This window comes from Photobacterium lutimaris (assembly GCF_003025555.1).
Taxonomy (GTDB): Bacteria; Pseudomonadota; Gammaproteobacteria; order Enterobacterales; family Vibrionaceae; genus Photobacterium; species Photobacterium lutimaris.
Genome location: NZ_PYMH01000001.1, coordinates 386,261 through 405,796 on the forward strand (window position 1 = coordinate 386,261; position 19,536 = coordinate 405,796).

Consider the following 19,536-nt stretch of genomic DNA (forward strand, 5'->3'; position numbering starts at 1 on the left):
GGATGGGATGGAGATAGATCAAAGGATTGAAACCGCTAGCTCGTCGATTGGGAGATTGAGCGATCTGGTGTATGGCATAGAGAAAGATTGGATCAATATTAATGAAAGCCTGGATATGCACCAGTTTTGCGCCTTCTGGGGGGCGTCAGACGTCTTTAGCTATATCAAAGACTGCGTTGTTCTCACTCATGGAACCGCCGGCTGTATCAACAACCGTCGTTTTTTGATCCCCCAGGGTAGCCAGGACAGTTGTGATACGGCGCCGCACCTCTCTACTGACTTTAAAGAGAACGATGTTGTTTTTGGCGGTGAGCAAAAGCTCGAGCAGGCTGTCAGTCAGGTTATCTCTGATATGCAGCCAAAATTATTGGCTGTGATCACCAACTGCTGCGCGGATATTATCGGTGACGATGTCGGTGGTATTGTCGGGATGGCCTCTGGCGGGGAAACCGAGACAACTTGGCTCGATACCGGGGGCTTTACCGGTAAGTCCTACCGGATCGGAACCGAATACGCCTTTGAGAAGATCGTTGAACTTATGGCTCGCCAGTCGTCTGTACCGGTGAAGAAAAAGAGTGTCAATGTCTTCCTGCGACGGTGGCTTCGTGGGGATACTCAGGTGCGGGAAATCGAAGAGTCTGTGCGTCTTATGGAGTTGATGGGACTGACAGTCAATAGTGTTTTCCACAAAGGGAAAAGCTTCGATGAGGTCATGGCGCTGCGAGAAGCTGAAGTCAATGTTGCCCTTTGTTTTTATTTTGGTATGTCCCTGTTTCAGGGAATGGAGGAGCACTTTGGGACGAAGATGGTTAAAGCCACCACTCCGGTAGGCTTGGACAATACTCTCCATTGGTTAGGCGAAATTGCCTCGGTTTTGGATACCGAATTTTCGCCCGAGCTGCATGATGAAATCACCCAGACCAAGTCGTTGCGCCAGAAAGCCCGTGACAAAATAGGCAAAGGCCGGGTGGCCATTATTTGGACCCAGACTGGAGAGCGGCTTATCGCGATGGCGAAATTGGCACAGGATCTTGGCCTCACGCCGTTGATTGTGGGGATAGACCCGGCAATAGTGCGCGACAAGCTGAAGATCTTCAAAAAGGAGCTTGATGGTCAGTTTGATCCCTATATCACCATTCTCAGTGGTATTGATGAAGTGCGGGCCCTTGCCCATCAACTCGATAACCCAGTGATATTTTGTAACGACGACTATTTTCATGAGTTCGATGTATTCCGGTACCGCTTTGCCAACAATCAGGTATATGGCCTGAAAGGCGCCAAGCTAATCTACCAGAAAATCTGCGACGAGCTCGGACGCAGACGCAGTCGGTACTCGCTTATCAGCGAAGTTACCTATTCGGGTTAAGGAGAAAATAATGCAAGGACTAGCACTTACGGATGACACGCACTGTGCCTATATCGATCCCGCCTCGCGCTGCTCGATTCTTGGGGTTGGTCAAGTCGCCGCACAGGTCAAGAACGCAGCGGTTGTTGTGCATGGCCCAAAGGGATGCCTGTATCCCGTCTATGAAGCCACGCTGCAGAGCAACTTTCCTTACAATTATACCGAAATGTGCGAAAGCAGTGTTGTGTTCGGTAACGAAGAAGTGATCCGCGACAAAATTCTCGATACCTATTACGACAATGCCCCCAGCCTGATTGTCGTGGTGACGACGTGCAGCTCGGAAATTATCGGGGATGATGTTGACGGGGTCATATACTCGCTCAAAGAAGAGATTGCATGCCCGATAGTCAAAGTCGAGGGGGTAGGGTTTAAGAAGAACCATGCAGAGTCCGTCCCCCATGCGATGGGCGTGATCACCGAGCATCTCGCCAGGCCTGCATGCTGCAGTAAACAACCGGCACCCGATATTAACCTTATTCCCCATATTGGGACGACATCGCGCTGGAAGGATGAAGCAAATGCGGTCAGGCAATTGTTGGAAGAGGCGGGATATACCGTGAACCTGCTGTTTTGCGATAGCGAGACGACCGCTTTGGCAGATGCTGGGCGCGCGAAGCTCAATGTGTGTATCAACAGTGAGGTAGGGGAGCCGCTGGCTAAGCAGCTTGAGCAGACGTTCGGTACGCCATACTTGGCTCCAGTACTGCCAATCGGCCTGGAAAATTGTGTGCACTTTATGGATAACGTTGACCACTTTTTTTCTCGCAATAACCATCAGCGTTATGATGACCTCGCTGATACCACCCGGACCTATTTTCGGGCGGCACTGGGGAAAATGGCCAACCTTAATCCTTTGGAGCTTGCCCAGCGAAGTGCCACCGCCGTCATTGGTGATAAGGAGCAAGTCAGCGCGTATATGCATACCTTGAGCCGCGAACTGGGTATCACCCCTTGCCTTGCGATCATTAAGGCGACCGAATTGGACAAGGATCATATTCAGGCGCTGGCTGATGAGTATCGAGACTGTCGTTTTGTGTGTACCGATGACAACATGGTCATTAAAAAAGAGCTCACTGCAGTCAAACCGGCCATTCTCCTGGCTAACGACTTTGAATACCAATTATGCAAAACGTTCTGTGAACCGAGCTACATCAATATCAGCTATCCGGGGGCCCGGATGATACGTATGCGCGAGGAATATCATGTCGGATTCAAAGGGGTACTCATTTTGGCCGAGCAAATCATTAATGCCGTTATTCAAATGAGGTTTTAACCGATCATGAGTCAAGAGCAAGAAAAGAGCAAAGCAGAAAAGCTCCCTCAACCGCAGGAGCGTCAGCTGACAAAAGAAGAGCTCAATAAAAAGTTCGGCTATCAACGCAACAATGACCTGAGCAATATAAAGAGAAAGAGGAGCAGCTGCTGCTAGGTGAATTATGAGCTACGCGTTTAGGTGGGATCTTGTTTTATCACCATTTTGGTTAGATTCACTTTTAATGGGCTTTTACTATACAGCTGGCCTGTTTATATTTTCATCCATGCTATCTCTTATGTTGGGAGGGGCTTTTGCGTTTGCTGAATTATCAAATTACAAGCTAGTATCAAAAATCGCTAAAGTGATTTGCCATTTATTGAAGAATACGCCAGCACCGTTTCTTATGCTTGCATGCTATATCTTGTTTCCAGTTCTGTTTCCCGCAGAGATAAGGGATATGATCAATGGTTACCAATATTTCGGGTTTTATTCAGCGGTTGCTGGATTAACTCTCAACTGTGCGCCTTATATGAGTGATGTTATTAAGTCAGGCTATGGTGCTATTCCAAGAGGCGTATACGATGTTGCCCGTGTTTCGGGTTTGAAGAAATATCAGATCGCATGGTTAATTGTTGTGCCAGGGTTACTCATTTCAATTTTTCCTGCGATGAACTTACGTTTGGTACACAATTTTAAGAATACATCACTCGCGATGCTGATCAGTGTACCTGAACTAACATGGCAGTCCCAAGAAATTGAGTCAATAACGTTTGCGAGCATTGAAGTCACGACCGTGGTTACGGTTATCTACATTGTTTCCAGTCTCTTGATTTCGAGGGCAATTATTACACTCGAACACGTACTTTTCAGCCATCTGCGATGGCCGAGATTTGATCTGCTTGGAGGATAGCTTGGATATAAACGCGCTGTCGTATTATTGGGATCTCATGGTTGACCTCTACTTCGGGCTCGGAGCAACAACCGGAGGTCTGATGATAAACCTCGGCTTGGCTTTGGTCGCCATTCCAACCTGTTTCGTACTCGGCTTGTTGGTGGCATGTCTAAGTGGCAGCCGTTTAATGCCATTACGCGTTTTGAGTAAGTTATATATTGAATGCGCAAAATCAACGCCCTTGATTTTGATGATTTTTTGGTTCTATAGTTTACTGCCTGCGTTTTTTGGGATTGACGTCGGCCTGATAGAAGGTGGCTTTTACGCGATTGTTTTTATTGAAACTGCTTATATGTCAGAGGTCTTTAGAAGCGGGCTTAACTCTATTGAACATAGAGCTATCGAAATTGCCAAAGTTAATGGTTTAAATCGTTTTAGCATTATTGTTTATATTATAGTACCTCAGGTAGTGATTCGTATGTTGCCAGCTTTGATTGGCGTATGTATTTCACTGTTTAAGGATACGAGTGCTATATATATTATAGGTGTGGTTGAGTTGACCCAAACGGGAAGCATCATTGCTAATCGTGATCCAGATTCCTTAATCTTTATCTATATCGTTACAGGCTTAGGTTATTATGTTGTATGCTCGCTATTTTCATTTGTTGAGCGAATTGTAAGTAGTAGATGCGTATATCAAAGCGTAAATGGATTACAGTAAAATAAAATTAATTAAAAAGGACTAATATGAACACTTATGAAGGAATATACGTTCCCCTAGTGACCCCTTTTAAAAATGGGGATATCGATTGGGAGAGTTTGGGTCAGTCAATCGAATATTATATCAGTGTGGGTGTTGCCGGTATTGTTCCCTGTGGCAGCACTGGCGAATGTTGTACGATGTCACATGATGAACACAATAAAGTCATTCAGTTTTCTGTTGAGCAAGTTGCAGGGCGCATAAAAGTTGTTGCTGGAACGGGTTCAAATAGTACCTATGAAGCCATTAAATTATCGCAGGCGGCTGAGCTGGCTGGAGCTGACGCGGTGCTGGTGGTATCACCTTACTATAACCGTCCATCACAAGAGGGTATCTACCAATACTTTGCAGATGTCGCTGCCTCAGTCAATATCGATGTCATTCTATATAACATCCCAGCTCGAACCGGATCTAATATCAGTGTTGATACTGTTGTCCGACTGTCAGAAATTGCCAATATCAAAGGGATCAAGGAAGGTTCCGGTGATATTCAGCAAATGACCGATCTCGCTCATCATTTCTATGATCAAGATTTTGCCATCTTGACAGGCGAAGACACGCTGCTCTATCAGCTTTCCACGCTCGGCGGTAATGGTGGGATCATGGCAGCTGCGTGTGTTTACCCTGAGCCGTTGATCCAGATACATCAGCTAGTCCGTGACGGTAAGTTCCAGCAGGCAAGTGAGTTGGACCGCCTGCTACGTCCGGTTATAAAAGCCTTATTCCTCGAAGCGAATCCCGTGGTCGTCAAGTACGCTGTTTCCCTGAAGCTCGATATACCTTATGAGCTGCGCAAACCTCTGCTACCGGTTACCGAGAGCAATAGGCAAAGAGTGGAGGCGGCGATGCGGACAGTGGATAGCGCTCTGAGCAAGAGTGTGGTACCAGTGTGAGCCCTGCGTGAGTGTGGCAACGCGAGAGGACGATCCGCTTGGCGAGGGGGCGGCGCTAGTCGCAACCTTGTGCTATATGTGTTCGAGTGAGTGTGGCTTGTTGGTTTCGGAAGAAGCTGGCAAGGTTAGAATAAAAGGCAACCCGGCCCACCCGGTTAACCGAGGTAAAATCTGCCCTAAAATCAAGTCGGCACTTAGCCTACTGCACTCACCCAGCCGAATTTTGTCCCCCAAGAAACGGGTTGGCGCCCGGGGGGAAGGGAAGTTTATTGATATAAGCTGGCAACAGGCATTTCGTGACATTGCAACAAAACTTGAGGCGGTCCGTGAGCAATACTGCAGTGAAGCGCTGACGATGTTATTTGGCGAGAAGCCGGATCATGATGTTGCCTATTGGTTCGCTTTTCTCTATGGCACGCCCAATATCTTAGATCACAACAGCCTGTGCGATACCAGTAAACGCTTGGCTTATAAGTCGGTGTTTGGCGAAGAGCAAGAGCGGCCTTTACCTGATCTTCAGCGTCCAGCCTGGACCAACTTGGGATACCGAGAAAAGCACGATTGCCGTCTGCTGATCTTGGTCGGCGAAAACCCGGCTGAGGCAATACGCTATTTTTGGTTTTGGCAAGGGATCTGCGAGGCAAAACGGCAGGGAATGACCCTGGTCGTGATTGATCCTTACCAAACAAAAACCGCAAAACTGGCGGATCTGTGGCTTCCTATTCGACCGGGGACTGACGTTTGTTTGTTGCTTTACTTGCTGAAGATCGTTGTCGAGTCAGGCGCTTATGACCATGACTTTGTAGACGTTCATGTCAGTGATTTTACTAACATGCAGCATGAATTGTCGGCGCCCGTATTGGATGGCGGACTGACGCGATACAGCCTGGAGTGGGCGGCGCATATGACTGGCCTTGAACAGCGGTATTTGCAGCGATTATCAGCGTTAGTCTGCACAGAGAACCCACTGCTTATTTCTGTGGGCAAGAATGGCGTTGCCCACCAATACAGTGGCTTTTGCACGACCCGGCTAGCCGCGATTATCACGGCACTTCGCGGTAGCCTTGATGTGCCCGGCGGACTCTTGCTACGGGATCCGCCGCGCTACAAGTCTCTCAGCAATGCAAGCGACTTGCTAAGGACCGGTCAGGCAGACAAGCATAAAGACTACAGCGGTCGCTTTCCCCTCGCATCTCATGGCGTCGTATCAACGATCCCCAGCGAGATCCTCGATGGTGTAACGATAATGGAAGGGCCATGCAGAGGTCACCAATACCAGACAAAAGCGCTGATTGTAACCCATGGTAACCCGTTGCTTACCGCCCCAGACAGTGCGCAGTGGCGTAAGGCGATGACGGCCAGAAGCGGTGATGGGTACCAGTTATCCCTGCTTGTGGTCAATGATAGTGTTTTGCATGATACGGCACTGTATGCCGATTATCTGCTGCCGATGCGCCATTTCCTCGAAAGGCAAGGGGTCACTGAGCAGGAATCGGCAATCCCGCTAACAGGGCTGCGTCAAATGGCGGTTACTCCGCCTGCGACAACCCGCTCACCGCTCGAAATCTATCAGGGCTTAGCTCAAGCATTCGATTCATCAGATGGCTTTGCCCCTCTGCTGGCATTAGCTGGAGATGATGATTGGTGTGATAGAACACTCGGCAAGGCGGGCGAAACGGCAGGGCTTCGCATGCAGGGAGGGATGCAGGCCAGGCCTATCCACTACCAAAAGTTTACCTCTCAAGGCTTCGCCACCCCCACAGGCAAAGTAGAGCTCTACCCTCATGGCGCTAAGACACTAGCAGAACAGGCTTATTACAGAAATGAAGCAAGCTGTTATGCACAAGCTTCGTCAAAAGCGCGATTTCGGCTGATCACCGGCCGGGTTTTAGGCCATGTCCACTCGCTGACACCGCTGCTTGATGGGGCTTCGGCATCTCCTTATGTATGGCTGAACAATGTTGACGCGCAAGACAAGGGGATAAAAACGGGTGATCTCGTAAAGTTGGATGTTGAAGGTAAAGCCTCGCTTGTAGCCCGCGCCAAGGTGAGCCCGGTCTTACGCCAAGGTGTCGTTAGGGCGCTATACGGCTGGGGCAGCGCACTCTCCTCGACACCCCATAACTACAACATCAATGAACTCATAGATAGTCGTCATTTGCATCCGATCAGTGGTAATGCAATTTTTGGCGCAGTGTGGGTAACAATTAACAAGTTAACTTGAATGAAAAATAATGGATGAAATCATACCCGTAGTTAATCTAGATGCGCACCCTGATAACTCATGTAAATCTCGTGGCTGTACCGTCCCTCGCTCTCAAGACGATAGCCTTAATCACCTGCCGATGGCTGTGCGAGCCAAAATAGAGGATCACCCTTGCTACAGCGATGAGGCACACAACTATTTCGCGAGAATGCACGTGCCAGTTGCCAGTCGGTGTAATATTCAGTGCAACTACTGTAATCGGAAGTTTGATTGTGCCAATGAAACAAGGCCCGGGGTGGTAAGCAAGCGCTTAAAGCCGCTTGAGGCGGTTGATAAGGTGCTTGCTGTTGCCAAGGAGATACCGGAACTTTCCGTCGTCGGTATTGCCGGTCCCGGCGATGCGTTTGCGTCGGCAAAACAGACGATGCAAACCATCACGGAGCTTTCGCGCGTCGCCCCCAACCTCAAGCTCTGCGTCTCGACAAACGGCCTGATGTTGCCCGAACATGTCGATGAACTGGTTGCCAAAGGCGTCGAGCATGTGACGGTAACGATAAATACCCTGCGCCCGGAAGTCGGTGCCAAGATTTATGCGTGGATCTACTATGACGGCCAGCGTTTGAGCGGTGAGAAGGCCGCCAGGATACTGATTGGCCGCCAGCTTGAGGCGGTCTCGATGTTAACTCAGCAGGGGGTGTTGGTTAAGGTCAATACCGTCTATATTCCCGGTATCAACGATCGCTGTATCGCCGAAGTCAGCCGTGAAATCCAACAGCGCGGTGCCTTTGTTCACAATGTAATGCCGCTGATCTCCAAACCGGAATTTGGTACGGCATTCTCCAAAGCCGGCCAGCGCGAACCCACAGCCGCAGAGCTCGATGCAGTACGTGAGGAAAGCTCTGGTGGTATCCAAATCATGAAACACTGCCGGTTATGTCGGGCAGATGCCATTGGTAGGCTGGGGCAGGATAAAAGGGCAATGTTTGAATCGGCGGGTGCGCCTTCGGTTGCGGAACCCCGTTCGTACGATAGCCATTCACTGTTGCGCTATAAGCAGGCGGTGACAACGATCCGATCCCGGCGTAGGGCGCTACGTGAAAGCGTAGATCTCAGCGCACTTGACTCAAGTATCGTTCGGTTTTATGTGGTGGCGACCACAGGCGATAGCCTTATTAATCTTCACTTTGGCCACGCGCAAGAGTTTTTGGTCTTTAGGGTAGATCCCTATGGCTGTTCGCTCCACTCACGGCTTGAGGTCGAGCAATATTGTGCCAATGGTCATGGCAAAGAGGGGGTATTGCTTTCCCTGATTGATAAGCTCAAAGGGTACGATGGTATTTTTGTTGCGAAGATCGGACGCAAGCCCCGGCTGACGCTTCAGGCGGCAGGAATTAACATTATTACCGATTATGCCCATCAGGATATCGAATATGCGCTTAGGAAGCATACTGTCGAGCTGCTTAATTGATAACCCCGAGCCATTGTAGAGCTCTATTGTCAATTTAACGGAATGAGTCTGAGTGACAGGAGAATGTGGCGCACAAGCCTGTTGCTTAATTTACTCATCTTGCTCAAACACCTCAAACGGTCCACAGTCATTAACATATAGATCTGTCGCTTCGTTGATGTGTACGGGGGACTGAGTACCGTATTCAATATCCTAATGATCACTTGGTGCAAGCCAGAGAGGCCATATTGGATGGTGTCGAGCTGATGGGTTTCACCAGTTGGGGGCCAATTGATCTCGTTTCACACTCGACCGCTGAAATGAGCAAATGATATGGTTTTATTTATGTTGAGCGCCATGATGACGGGGCAGGAACACTAGAGCGTAAGTGCAAGAAGAGCTTTTTTTGGTATCAGGACGTTATCAGAACTCAGGGAGGCTCTCTGAAATAAAAATAATTCGTTCGCTGATACGGGCCAACAAAGCCTCACCATAGGGTGAGGCTTATTTAGATAGCAAATGATTATTTGGTCAGATCCAAGTCTACCCACACCATGCGGTGGTCGGAAGAAACCCCTTTGCTATTGCCGAGCTCATCATCATAAACAAGGTAGTAACCGTCCTCACTACCAGCTGGCCAGAATACCCCTGAGCCCTTGACGCTGAGCGTGGCCGACGGAATAACATAGTCCAGGCGAAGCCCGCTTGTGCTTGTAATATTCTCAACATGCGGAGTATCCGCGTTACGGGTACAAATACCTTCATTTAGGCAATATTCGCCCCCATTACTGCTTGGCGCATAGCTACCTAACGTGCCTTCAACATTGACCATTGAGTGCGTGATAAGGTTTGCAATGGTCTCACGATCACCGTCGCCCATTTGATGATCTGCATTCAAATCACCCGCGACAACGAAGTTACTACCAGCTGCTAGGCCACCATATACACCATTGTCATCATACATGTAGTTCTTTGAGTCGATGTAATCGTTCCAGAATTTTAGTTCGGCGCGGTTACGCTCGGTGTTGTGCTTAGCCGGGTTGTCAAAAATGGGTGGTGCTGGATGGGAGACCAAAAAGTGAATAACTTCGCTTCCGCCATTTGGTGTTGGAATGATAACAGGGATATCTGCATGGTTTTTCGATGAAAGAGGGTATTCGGCCCAAGCTTTATCACTGTACCAGTTATCACCGGCTTTTTTACCGTCAGGGCAGATATCAATAATATCTCCGTTTTTATCTTCACCTTCACACGTCACAATTTTCAGGTTGCCTTCACCCGGCATGTCTTTCCATTTGAAGTTTTGGAAAGTTCGCACATTGGCCTCGTCAATTTCAAATTGAGAAAACACCGCAAAGGCGTATTGACCATGGTAGAAACCAAAGCCCCATGCATCATCTCCAGTGCCTGAAGCCGAACCATTAAGGTTCAAGTCATAGTTACTCGGCAGGCCAGTATTGGTTGCAATGTTTTTCTTGTGGGCAAAATCAATTGGTTTTTGAGCATGTTGAGAATGAGCCAAGTAGTTATCTTGGAAGCCATTTAGAGCTCGCATATCTTCGCCTTTACCGTCGTTGTTGAACTCTGCTAGGACAAAGGCGTTAGGGCGTACTCGTTGGATGGTTTCGGCAACATTTCGGATTTGCAGTACTTTTTCAGTGGTTTCAATTTCTTTTTCTGTTAATGAAGCATAGTCATTGTTGTAACGCTCAATGAAAGCTGACTGTTCCTCATGAGTGAATGACATTTCAGTCACCAAATCTTCGTATGTAGCACGGTCAAAAGAAAGGTTAAAAGTGGCAAATCGAGCCTCTGTATATGTGCTAACAGAGTCGCTATTGTTACAGCCAGAAAGAGCGGCAAGGGCAATAGCTGCCGCAATAAATGTTTTCTTCATTGTCATTGTATTTTTGTCGTTCAGAGCTAAATGAGTGACAAAGGCTAAAGAATTTTTTTGCTTGTATCTGTTGATTCTCAATTTTATGTGACTGATTTCAAATAAATCTAATGTAAATGGCTTAATTTTGACCATGACGATAAAAAGTAACCGATTGCTTGTGTGATTAATGTACGTAGAACCGTTTGCTTGCCTACCGCTGGCAAGAGTGTGCAGGGGTATTCTAGATGGTAAAGCTAAAGTTGGGATGTGCATTCCACAAGTTCAAACCTTACAGGAAACAAACATAGATTTTACATTCTTCTGAAAAAAACAATTAGGACTATGACATAGTAATTATCAAATGACTTAATATAAAAACCAGTTGGTTAGCTGTATGTGTGATTATTGCTGTGGGCGTCTTATCCAAGTTCGTCGTAGTTGGATTCAAAAATTAAAATTTAAATCAATATGGAAATGTGTTGATTGCGGAAAAGAGAAAAGGCTATGAAGGATAAGGCGTTGGTTCGAGAGCTTATAAAGCATAAGTCAATAAAACTACTCAACAAAACAAGGAGTAAGCATTTGGATAAAAAGACATTGAAATGTATCAGACAAACTCTCTAACGCATAACGATTAACATTGCCCCTGCCGTGTACATCAATATTTTGCGTTTATTCATGTTAGACAAGCCTTCAACTGTCACATTTTTCATACCTCATAAGGATTACAATTTCTTTTACTTTCTCTTTAGAAGAAAGCCAGATAAAAACAATGAAAATAATGTGAATGGAGGTTGAGATGACGATAGGAAAATACCTACGTTGGAAGGATGAGAATGGCAATGAATTTAGACCCGTATCGCTAACAGGTACTGAATTACTCAATGATCGTACCCTGAATAAAAGTACGGCGTTCACCTATGAAGAAAGAGATGCTTTTCAGTTAGACGGTTTGCTTCCACCACGTGTTCAGACCTTTGAAGATCAATTAAATCGGGTATACGACGGCTTTAAAAATGCGTCAACCGATATTGAAAAGTACCTCTTCTTGCGCGCCCTTCAAGATAGGAACGAGACCCTCTTTTATGCGCTGCTTTCACGGCATGTAGAAGAAATGACACCAATTATTTATACCCCGACAGTTGGCAAGGCGTGCCAAGAGTTTAGCCATCGCTATCAAAAAGCCCGTGGCCTTTACATTACCGAAGATAATGTTGAAAACATGGACGAGCTTGCTCGTCACTTTACCGGTAAGGACATTAAAATTATTGTCGTCACTGATAGCCAAGGTATTTTGGGCCTGGGCGACCAAGGGGTTGGCGGAATGGGGATCCCTATCGGTAAGTTGTCTTTATATACATTAGGCGCGGGTATACACCCAGCGCATTGCTTGCCGATTGCACTGGATGTTGGCACTGATAATCAAGATTTGCTAGATGACCCAATGTACCTTGGTGTGCCACGTCGTCGTATGAGGGGCGAGGAGTACAAGCGCTTTATTCATCAGTTTGTGGTGCAGGTAAAACGTAATTTCCCTAAAGCGGTGCTGCAATGGGAAGATTTCAGTAAATCCAATGCGTTTGATAACCTCTCGGACTACGAGGAATATTTACCGTCATTTAATGATGATATTCAGGGGACGGGTTCGGTTGTTTTAGCCGGTATTCTGGGTGCGGTAAAAATTAAAGGTGAGTCGCTAGTTGATCAACATTATGTTGTCTACGGAGCGGGTGCCGGTGGTGTTGGTGTTGCCGACCAGATCTTTGCGGGTCTGCTTAAAGAGGGATGCTCTCATGCGACGGCGAGAGGAAAAATCTTTATTTTGGACTCGCAAGGCTTAGTGTTTGATGACCGTGATGGGTTAGATGAATACAAGAAGCGTTACGCTAAACCGAGAGCTCTAGCTCAAGGGTGGGAAGTGTCTGAGCACGGTAAGGTGTCATTAACCGAATTAATTGATAACTACCCAGTTACAGTACTCTTGGGGACGAGTGGTATTGGTGGTGCGTTTAAAGAGGGCCATATCCAAAAAATGATGGAATATACCCGACGGCCGATGATTTTCCCATTATCTAACCCTACAGCTAACTGTGAGGCCTTACCTGAAGATATATACCGTTGGAGTGATGGTCAGGCTATTGTGGCGACAGGAAGCCCATTTGCTGACGTGAATTACAGTGGTCAAGATTTTCGGATAGGTCAGGGCAATAATGTCTTTATCTTCCCTGGGGTTGGCTTGGCTGCGATTGTGTCGAAAACCCAAAAGGTGACACTCGATATGTTCACGACGGCGTCATATGCGCTTGCGGAGATGGTTGCTGATGATGATTTAGCTGCAGGGTGTGTTTACCCCCGCATCAGCAGTTTGAAGCAGGTGTCTTTGCATGTCGCCACCCGAATCCTTACCGATATGCAGGCGAAAGATCCGAAATGTGATTTAGCGAACAAAGATATTGTTCATGAGTTAGCTGAGCACACGTGGGAGCCGATCTACTTACCCTATCGCCGGGTATAAAATTACGTGATAGAGATAGCCCGGTGAGTGCCGGGCTTTTTACACTTTATGCCAAAGGTTTAGCATTTCGGGCCACTTCTCCAGAAGCTGATCTGTCTCTTAACGGCTTGTTCAGTATCAGGGGTAAGATGTTGTTAAAGCTTGGTTAATCGATACATTCCAAGTCTAGTGACAGTCAGGGAGGTTCGTTATGCATATGTCGTGCTTTCTATCAAAATTAAAGCAGCTCTTTGTGTTCTCGTTTGTTGCCGCTTCGGGTATTGGCCTGTGGCTGATGATGATGTTTTATATCTTCAAACTGGCCGTGTAACAGCGATAATGCCTTGGTTAGACTTGTTGGCGGTGTCGTTGGGCCCAGACACCGATGACAATAAACAAGATCGTGATAACCGTAATAAGCCAGTGGTTAGCTAACTGGCTTAGTTGCGTTGACAACAATGGCGCGGTGCTGACAATGAAAAAGCCGTAACCAAAGGCATTAATTAAAATAAAAATTATCGTTCTGACTATAAAATTGGTGCCGACTAACTGTTTTCGCATAAACCGATTGATGTCAGCTGCAAACATCACCAGTAAGCAAGTGACGACTGCAGTCGCGATATCATCAACCCAAGGTCGGATCCAATTGCCGAGATCGGTGATCAGTGAAGCCATAAATTCCATAAGATGTAACCCAGAACACCGGACAACTAGCCTGAACAGCTGTTGAGCGGTTTTACAATGTTGATCGTATATAGACAAGACGACCACTATTGAGTGCGGGTTAAATGAAAAAAAGCGACCTACCGCAGAAAATATGCAAAGTCTGTAGCCGCCCGTTTAACTGGCGGAAAAAATGGCAGCGATGCTGGGATGATGTCCGCTATTGTTCAGAGCGCTGTCGGCGGCATAAGTCCGCCAAGTAAGCTTGTCCTTTGGTCGCCAATGTAGAAGCGATCAATCCTGCATCTTGAGCTCACTTGGGTATATACTATCCCCTGAACTCTTTTATATTTTAGATTTATGATAGAAATCTCCAACTCAGTCCAGTTAGGTGATTGGGAAGTCGAACTGACTCCGATACGTGCTCAGGGGGCTGGTGGGCAAAACGTCAATAAAGTCTCATCGGCTATTCACCTTCGCTTTGATATTTCTCGCTCTTCACTGCCTCCATTCTATAAAGAAAGGTTGCTGGCGTTATCCGATAGCCGAATATCAAAAGAGGGGGTCATCGTCATCAAAGCCCAGCAATATCGGACCCAAGAACTCAACCGTGAAGATGCGTTGAATAGGTTGGTTACGATGATTAGATCGGCGGTTGTACAGCAAAAATCCCGTCGTGCAACGAAGCCAACTCGCAATTCACAAAAAAGGCGAGTCGATAAAAAAACACAGCGAGGCCAGACAAAAGTGATGCGCGGCAAGGTGAAGTTTTGACTTGTATTGCAAAATCAAGTTTTAACACTAATGCTGTAATTTAATTAGCGTTACATTTGAAAGTCTAAACGGTTATAGGGAGATAGGGATGTCTGATAATAAAACCCAAAAGTTGTTGCAGCTGTTTTACCGCGAATCGGAGCGCGTCAGGTTACTGGATTTGGATAAGTTACCAGCGCCTGATGGCAAGGAGCAAGATGAGCTGCAAATGTGGTTGGCAGGCAAACGCGATTTTTCTCTAACAGAGATAACCCAGCAACATTGGATTAAAACCTGTTCAGCAGGGTATATCACTGAGCTGTTGTTCCACCCGAACGGTAGCCTGGAAGAATTTACTTTGTTTAGAAGGCAGAAAACCTGTGGTGAGTGGCAGTTGGTGAACGGTATGCTAGAACTGGCTATCTACAAGGACGATAAGCGTTACACCAGCACCGTGGTTGCCAGTCAGGGAAGCAGTATTCATTCAGCCATTGAATATAAAAATGGCCAGCTACATTCCTATTTAAAATTGGTGCAAACACGCCCCCAATGGCATTAGTGTGTATTGGAGCCTGGCACGACCAATATCTTAATAGTGACTTTTTATGCATTTATAATGGAAATGTATTGGAGAAACTGTTATCAGTGGAGGTATTAATTGATGAAGGCGAGTTTGAGCAAAGATGACAGGGACGATTAAATTGAATAAAGTCGCGATTGTAGGTGGCACCCATGGTAATGAATTCAGTGGTATTTACCTATTGCGAAAGTGGCGCGAAACACCGCAACTGATTGCGCGTGAGAGTTTATCGGTTGACACTGTTTTTGCGAACCCCAAAGCGTTTGAAGAAAACAAACGCTATCTCGATAGTGACATGAACCGTCAGTTTGGTACTGATGAGCTTTGCAACCTTGAGCTGGCTAATTATGAGCAAAGTCGTGCGAAGGCCATTAATGAGCAGTTAGGGCCAAAGGGAGCTGCCAAAACCGATTTCATTATCGACCTTCACAACACGACCAGCAATATGGGGCCATCACTGATCCTGTTACAGACCGATGCTTTTAATCGGCAGTTGGGGGCATATGTTGTTGCAAAAATGCCAAATGCTGTTGTGGTGCTGGAAGATCATATCCCGGTTCATGAACATACGTTCTTGAGCTCTATTACTCAGCAGGGTGTGATAGTCGAAATAGGCCCGCAGCCGCAGTCTGTTATCCGCCAAGATGTTTTAGATTGGATGGAAGAAATGACAGGTCACATTTTAGATTTTGTCGATCTTTATAATCGTGACGCCTTGCCTGAGCTACCGTCTAGCTTTGAAGCGTATAAGTACCAGGAAACGCTAAAACTGCCTGAAAATGATCAGGGCGAGCGATTAGGAATGGTCCATCGTAATGTGCAAGATGCCGATTTCAAGGTTCTCCGCCATGGCGATCCTATCTTCACCTTGTTTGATGGTCAGGAAGTATACTGGGAAGGGGACTATGAGGCGTACCCGCACTTTATTAATGAAGCGGCTTACTACGACAATAACCTAGCGATGTCGCTGGCAAAGCGTGTCATGATTGATGTGAATTAGGCGCGAGTAACTTCAAGTTGCTTGGGATAAGCAGTAGCTACATATCGGCTACTGCTTAATTTAATAGGCATATGAGAAATGTTTTAAGCGATTTTGTTATCGTCTGTGATGGGTATGGTGTGAATTCAATCATATGTTGTAATATTTCAAATTTACATATAATTCTTTACAAAGTAAGAGTTAAATCCCTTGACGTTTATTTCTGATTAGGTATTTTATTCGTCAGTTCACCACTGAAAAAATAGTCTATCTTTATTCATTAAGTAAACTTAACGAACTTGAAAAATGAAAATTACAGATGAGCAATATGTTTATGCGGTAGGCCTTAAGAACATACACTGTCCTTTCCCATGTGCTGTCTATGATGAAAATGGCAACTATAGTTCAATAAACAAGTCTTATGAAGAGATTCTAGGGCTGAATAACGAACAAGTTATAGGGTTAAGAAACTCAGAAATTCAAAGTAATTTTAATGATTTCGCTAAGGTTATTGACGTCCAAAACAAATACGTGTTAGAGAGCAAGGACTACCTCTTTTCAATAAACATTATAAAAGTTGGCTCGGATTATAAGGCATATTACGTATCTAAACGACCAATGATCAATACGTCTGGGAAAAATGTGGGTATTGATGTCAGTATGTATAGTACTGGCTTTATTTTTACATTATCGTCTGCCTTTAATGACCCGAATGTTTACTATAATCAAGGTACTGAGATTGACTTTAATACATCAGGATTATGTGAAACGTTTACACCATTACAGGAAAGCTATGCCTATTTTATTATGTGCGGTTTTTCTAATGAATTTATCAGTACTGTTCTTGGTAAGTCTATTAAAACGGTTGAAAATAATATGGCTAGGTTGTTTGATAAGGCACAGCGTCGTTATAGTTTAAGTATAAATAGTAGAAAATCACTTCGTGATTATTTACTGCAAAATAGAATTACTAACTTATCCCCTGCGGGAATAATGAAAAGCACGATTAAAACTTTGAACACAGTACCAAGTATTAATCCCTGAAACGCGTTGTGCATATCTAAACTCTCCCTTTATGGAATGTTTATACAGGCCGTTTAATCTGAATATATAATATTAATATGGTAAACTCCGCTATTCATCCTATTCTGATAAATCCACTTGGTTTGAATAAAGAAAAAGCCGTAGCGAAATGTCTACGGCTTTGTTGTTTTAACAGCGGTATATGGATTAGTTAGCGTAAGCTGAGTGGTAAACTTTCAACTCGCTTCGCATCCCCAAAACCAAGCTTATACACATTACCATCAAGATCAGGGTAAATGGCAAGGCGGTAGAAATAGCGCCCGCCTGCAGAGCTTGAATCGCTTCTGTACCACCAATCCAAAGCAGCATTGCAGCGATAGCACCTTCAACGGTTGCCCAGAAAATACGTTGAGGAACCGGGGCATCAATTTTACCGCCTGCTGTGATGCTGTCGATAACCAGCGATGCTGAGTCAGATGATGTGATGAAAAACACCATGATTAGGACAATAGAGATCACCGATAGGGCTGTGCTAAACGGTAGGGCGTCGAATGCATGGAATAGCGACAATGTGACATCGGTAAGACCATTTGTCCCAAGCTCACCCACTTTGCTTACCACTTGCTCAATGGCAAGGCCGCCGAAAGCTGACATCCAAATGAGGGTAATAGTGGTAGGGATGAAGATGACTGCAGTAATAAACTCACGCACAGTACGTCCCTTTGATACGCGGGCGATAAACATACCGACACATGGTGACCAAGAAATCCACCACGCCCAGTAGAAGACAGTCCAGCCGTGCATCCAAGCTTCATCTTCCCGGCCGTGAGGATTACTCAGCGGTAGGATATTATCGATATAGCCAAGTAGTGCTGTCGGCAGTGTTTTCAAGAAGGTCGAAAGGGTGATAATAATAACGAAGACCAGCAGAGAGAAGGCAACGAGTATATTGATATTACTCAATACTTTAACGCCGCCATCAATGCCTCGGATAACCGAAAATATAGCCAATGCAGTTACAAATGCGATAACCGCTAATTGAATGCCAAGGCCATTTTCAATACCGAAGACGTGGCTAAGGCCACTTGCAGCCTGCTGCGCCCCTAAGCCTAACGAAGTAGCAAGGCCAAATAGTGTCGCTAGTACCGCAAGCACATCAATAATATGACCGAACCACCCCCAGGTTCTGTCACCTAGCAAAGGATAAAAAACAGAACGGAATGAAAGTGGCAGACCTTTGTTGAAAGCGAAAAATGCCATCGATAAGGCGACAACAGCGTAGATGGCCCAAGGGTGCAAGCCCCAGTGGAACATGGTTGCGCCAAGTGCGGCATATGCGGCTTCTTCTGAGTACGCTTCAACACCTAAAGGTGTTTCGTACCAGCCGGTAAAGTAGGCTGTTGGCTCGGCGACACCCCAGAACATCAATCCGATACCCATCCCGCCTGCGAACAACATCGCGATCCAAGATAGGCTTGAATGATCGGGCTTTGCGTCATGGCCACCGATACGAATTTTACCGAACGGTGAAATGATGAGACCAAGACAGAATATTAGGAAGAGGTTGCCGGCCCACATGAACATGTTGTCGAAGCTATCGATGATTTTCCATTTCATGCCATCAAGAGTGGCTTTGGCGGTCTCAGGGTCGCTGACTAAAAGTGCAATGAGAAAGAAGATGATGAGGCCAGCGCTTGCGCCGAAGACAGGGTTATGAACATCAAATCCCCATTTCTGAATGTTGTCCTGACCGACGGTATAGTCGGTATTATCAATACTGTACTTGTCCTTAGTGACAGTCATTATTTCCTCAATTGTTTAGAGTGCAAAGTAAATTTTGTCGGCTATGCTAACAAAATCAATCCAGAAAACCAAATTATTGAGAGTTTTGTCACTTTTGATGCATAATTCTGACGCTAATGCGTGGGTTTTTATTAAGAACTCAAAACAATATATCGACCTTGATAGGTAACGTTTTACCTAACCAAGTTGCCTCGGTTGTGTGATCTGAAAGTGCATTATTGGTTACAGGATGGATCAGCACTGAGAGCTTACCGCGGTTGATATTCAGCCATTCGATGAAGTGATGATTACCATGGTTAAAATGTACTTCAAACATAGGCTTGCTGTGTGGCCCAACTTCACGATTAACCAGTGGAAAAATGGCTTCAATATCTTTGCGCTGAGCAATCTCTTGGTATAGACGCTTCGCAGTGTTGATTTGGTGCTTATCAAAATAGATATGGGCGTGGTACATGGCGCGTTCCTTATCTCTGCCATTACTAATGAAATATCATTGTAAGCCGT

At 45.9% G+C, this 19,536-nt stretch carries 18 protein-coding genes and 1 pseudogene; 15 read left to right on the forward strand and 4 right to left on the reverse strand.

The genetic code is table 11. From position 1 onward, the window contains the following. Nucleotides 1–7 precede the first annotated feature (7 nt). The 9 genes and pseudogenes from C9I99_RS01480 to C9I99_RS01515 all read left to right on the forward strand — a co-directional run. Nucleotides 8–1,366 (forward strand): nitrogenase component 1, encoded by a 1,359-nt coding sequence (locus tag C9I99_RS01480; RefSeq protein WP_107347071.1) that lies wholly within the window; start codon nt 8–10, stop codon nt 1,364–1,366. Nucleotides 1,367–1,376: 10 nt separating this feature from the next. Next, nucleotides 1,377–2,678, forward strand: a complete 1,302-nt coding sequence (locus tag C9I99_RS01485) for a nitrogenase component 1 (protein ID WP_107347072.1) — start codon at nt 1,377–1,379, stop codon at nt 2,676–2,678. 6 nt (nt 2,679–2,684) lie between these two features. Continuing rightward, the gene (locus tag C9I99_RS27105; protein WP_166645345.1) at nt 2,685–2,834 is read left to right on the forward strand and encodes a hypothetical protein; all 150 of its coding nucleotides are present in this window, start codon (nt 2,685–2,687) and stop codon (nt 2,832–2,834) included. Between the two features lie 7 nt (nt 2,835–2,841). After that, nucleotides 2,842–3,570: an ABC transporter permease subunit gene (locus tag C9I99_RS01490; RefSeq protein WP_107347073.1), complete on the forward strand. Its 729-nt coding sequence runs from the start codon at nt 2,842–2,844 to the stop codon at nt 3,568–3,570. Between the two features lies 1 nt (nt 3,571). Continuing rightward, entirely contained in the window at nt 3,572–4,273 is a 702-nt protein-coding gene (locus tag C9I99_RS01495) for an amino acid ABC transporter permease (RefSeq protein ID WP_107347074.1), read from the forward strand. A 26-nt stretch (nt 4,274–4,299) separates the two neighbouring features. Continuing rightward, entirely contained in the window at nt 4,300–5,205 is a 906-nt protein-coding gene (gene dapA / locus C9I99_RS01500; RefSeq protein WP_107347075.1) for a 4-hydroxy-tetrahydrodipicolinate synthase, read from the forward strand. Between the two features lie 7 nt (nt 5,206–5,212). Next, on the forward strand, nt 5,213–7,429 hold the full coding sequence (locus C9I99_RS01505; protein ID WP_133638204.1) for a molybdopterin-containing oxidoreductase family protein: 2,217 nt from the start codon (nt 5,213–5,215) through the stop codon (nt 7,427–7,429). A gap of 10 nt (nt 7,430–7,439) precedes the next feature. After that, the gene (gene nifB / locus C9I99_RS01510; protein ID WP_107347077.1) at nt 7,440–8,879 is read left to right on the forward strand and encodes a nitrogenase cofactor biosynthesis protein NifB; all 1,440 of its coding nucleotides are present in this window, start codon (nt 7,440–7,442) and stop codon (nt 8,877–8,879) included. Nucleotides 8,880–9,052: 173 nt separating this feature from the next. Next, nucleotides 9,053–9,310, forward strand: a pseudogene (locus C9I99_RS01515) (family 1 glycosylhydrolase); the annotation flags it as partial. A 71-nt stretch (nt 9,311–9,381) separates the two neighbouring features. Here the strand turns inward: C9I99_RS01515 and C9I99_RS01520 are convergent. Continuing rightward, nucleotides 9,382–11,010 carry an endonuclease/exonuclease/phosphatase family protein gene (locus C9I99_RS01520; protein ID WP_243734274.1) on the reverse strand — a complete coding sequence of 543 codons (1,629 nt, stop codon included), beginning with the start codon at nt 11,008–11,010 and terminating at the stop codon, nt 9,382–9,384. Between the two features lie 526 nt (nt 11,011–11,536). On the opposite strand from C9I99_RS01520, the gene C9I99_RS01525 reads away from it, so the two are divergent. Then, nucleotides 11,537–13,252, forward strand: a complete 1,716-nt coding sequence (locus tag C9I99_RS01525; RefSeq protein ID WP_107347078.1) for an NAD-dependent malic enzyme — start codon at nt 11,537–11,539, stop codon at nt 13,250–13,252. Between the two features lie 327 nt (nt 13,253–13,579). Here the strand turns inward: C9I99_RS01525 and C9I99_RS01530 are convergent, their stop codons facing one another. Beyond that, entirely contained in the window at nt 13,580–13,915 is a 336-nt protein-coding gene (locus tag C9I99_RS01530; protein ID WP_107347079.1) for a DUF3392 domain-containing protein, read from the reverse strand. A gap of 104 nt (nt 13,916–14,019) precedes the next feature. On the opposite strand from C9I99_RS01530, the gene C9I99_RS01535 reads away from it, so the two are divergent. The 5 genes from C9I99_RS01535 to C9I99_RS01555 all read left to right on the forward strand — a co-directional run bounded on the left by C9I99_RS01535 (nt 14,020) and on the right by C9I99_RS01555 (nt 17,250). Further along, nucleotides 14,020–14,157 carry a DUF2256 domain-containing protein gene (locus C9I99_RS01535; protein WP_107347080.1) on the forward strand — a complete coding sequence of 46 codons (138 nt, stop codon included), beginning with the start codon at nt 14,020–14,022 and terminating at the stop codon, nt 14,155–14,157. Nucleotides 14,158–14,254: 97 nt separating this feature from the next. Continuing rightward, nucleotides 14,255–14,668, forward strand: a complete 414-nt coding sequence (arfB, locus tag C9I99_RS01540; RefSeq protein ID WP_107347081.1) for an alternative ribosome rescue aminoacyl-tRNA hydrolase ArfB — start codon at nt 14,255–14,257, stop codon at nt 14,666–14,668. Between the two features lie 88 nt (nt 14,669–14,756). Beyond that, nucleotides 14,757–15,206: a hypothetical protein gene (locus tag C9I99_RS01545; protein WP_107347082.1), complete on the forward strand. Its 450-nt coding sequence runs from the start codon at nt 14,757–14,759 to the stop codon at nt 15,204–15,206. A gap of 124 nt (nt 15,207–15,330) precedes the next feature. Beyond that, on the forward strand, nt 15,331–16,227 hold the full coding sequence (locus C9I99_RS01550; RefSeq protein ID WP_107347083.1) for an aspartoacylase: 897 nt from the start codon (nt 15,331–15,333) through the stop codon (nt 16,225–16,227). A gap of 285 nt (nt 16,228–16,512) precedes the next feature. Further along, the gene (locus C9I99_RS01555; protein ID WP_107347084.1) at nt 16,513–17,250 is read left to right on the forward strand and encodes a helix-turn-helix transcriptional regulator; all 738 of its coding nucleotides are present in this window, start codon (nt 16,513–16,515) and stop codon (nt 17,248–17,250) included. Between the two features lie 186 nt (nt 17,251–17,436). Here C9I99_RS01555 and C9I99_RS01560 read toward each other — a convergent pair whose 3' ends face one another. Then, complete coding sequence (locus tag C9I99_RS01560) at nt 17,437–19,032, reverse strand: BCCT family transporter (protein ID WP_107347085.1); 1,596 nt, start codon at nt 19,030–19,032, stop codon at nt 17,437–17,439. A gap of 139 nt (nt 19,033–19,171) precedes the next feature. Then, nucleotides 19,172–19,486: a DOPA 4,5-dioxygenase family protein gene (locus tag C9I99_RS01565; RefSeq protein WP_107347086.1), complete on the reverse strand. Its 315-nt coding sequence runs from the start codon at nt 19,484–19,486 to the stop codon at nt 19,172–19,174. Nucleotides 19,487–19,536 lie beyond the last annotated feature (50 nt).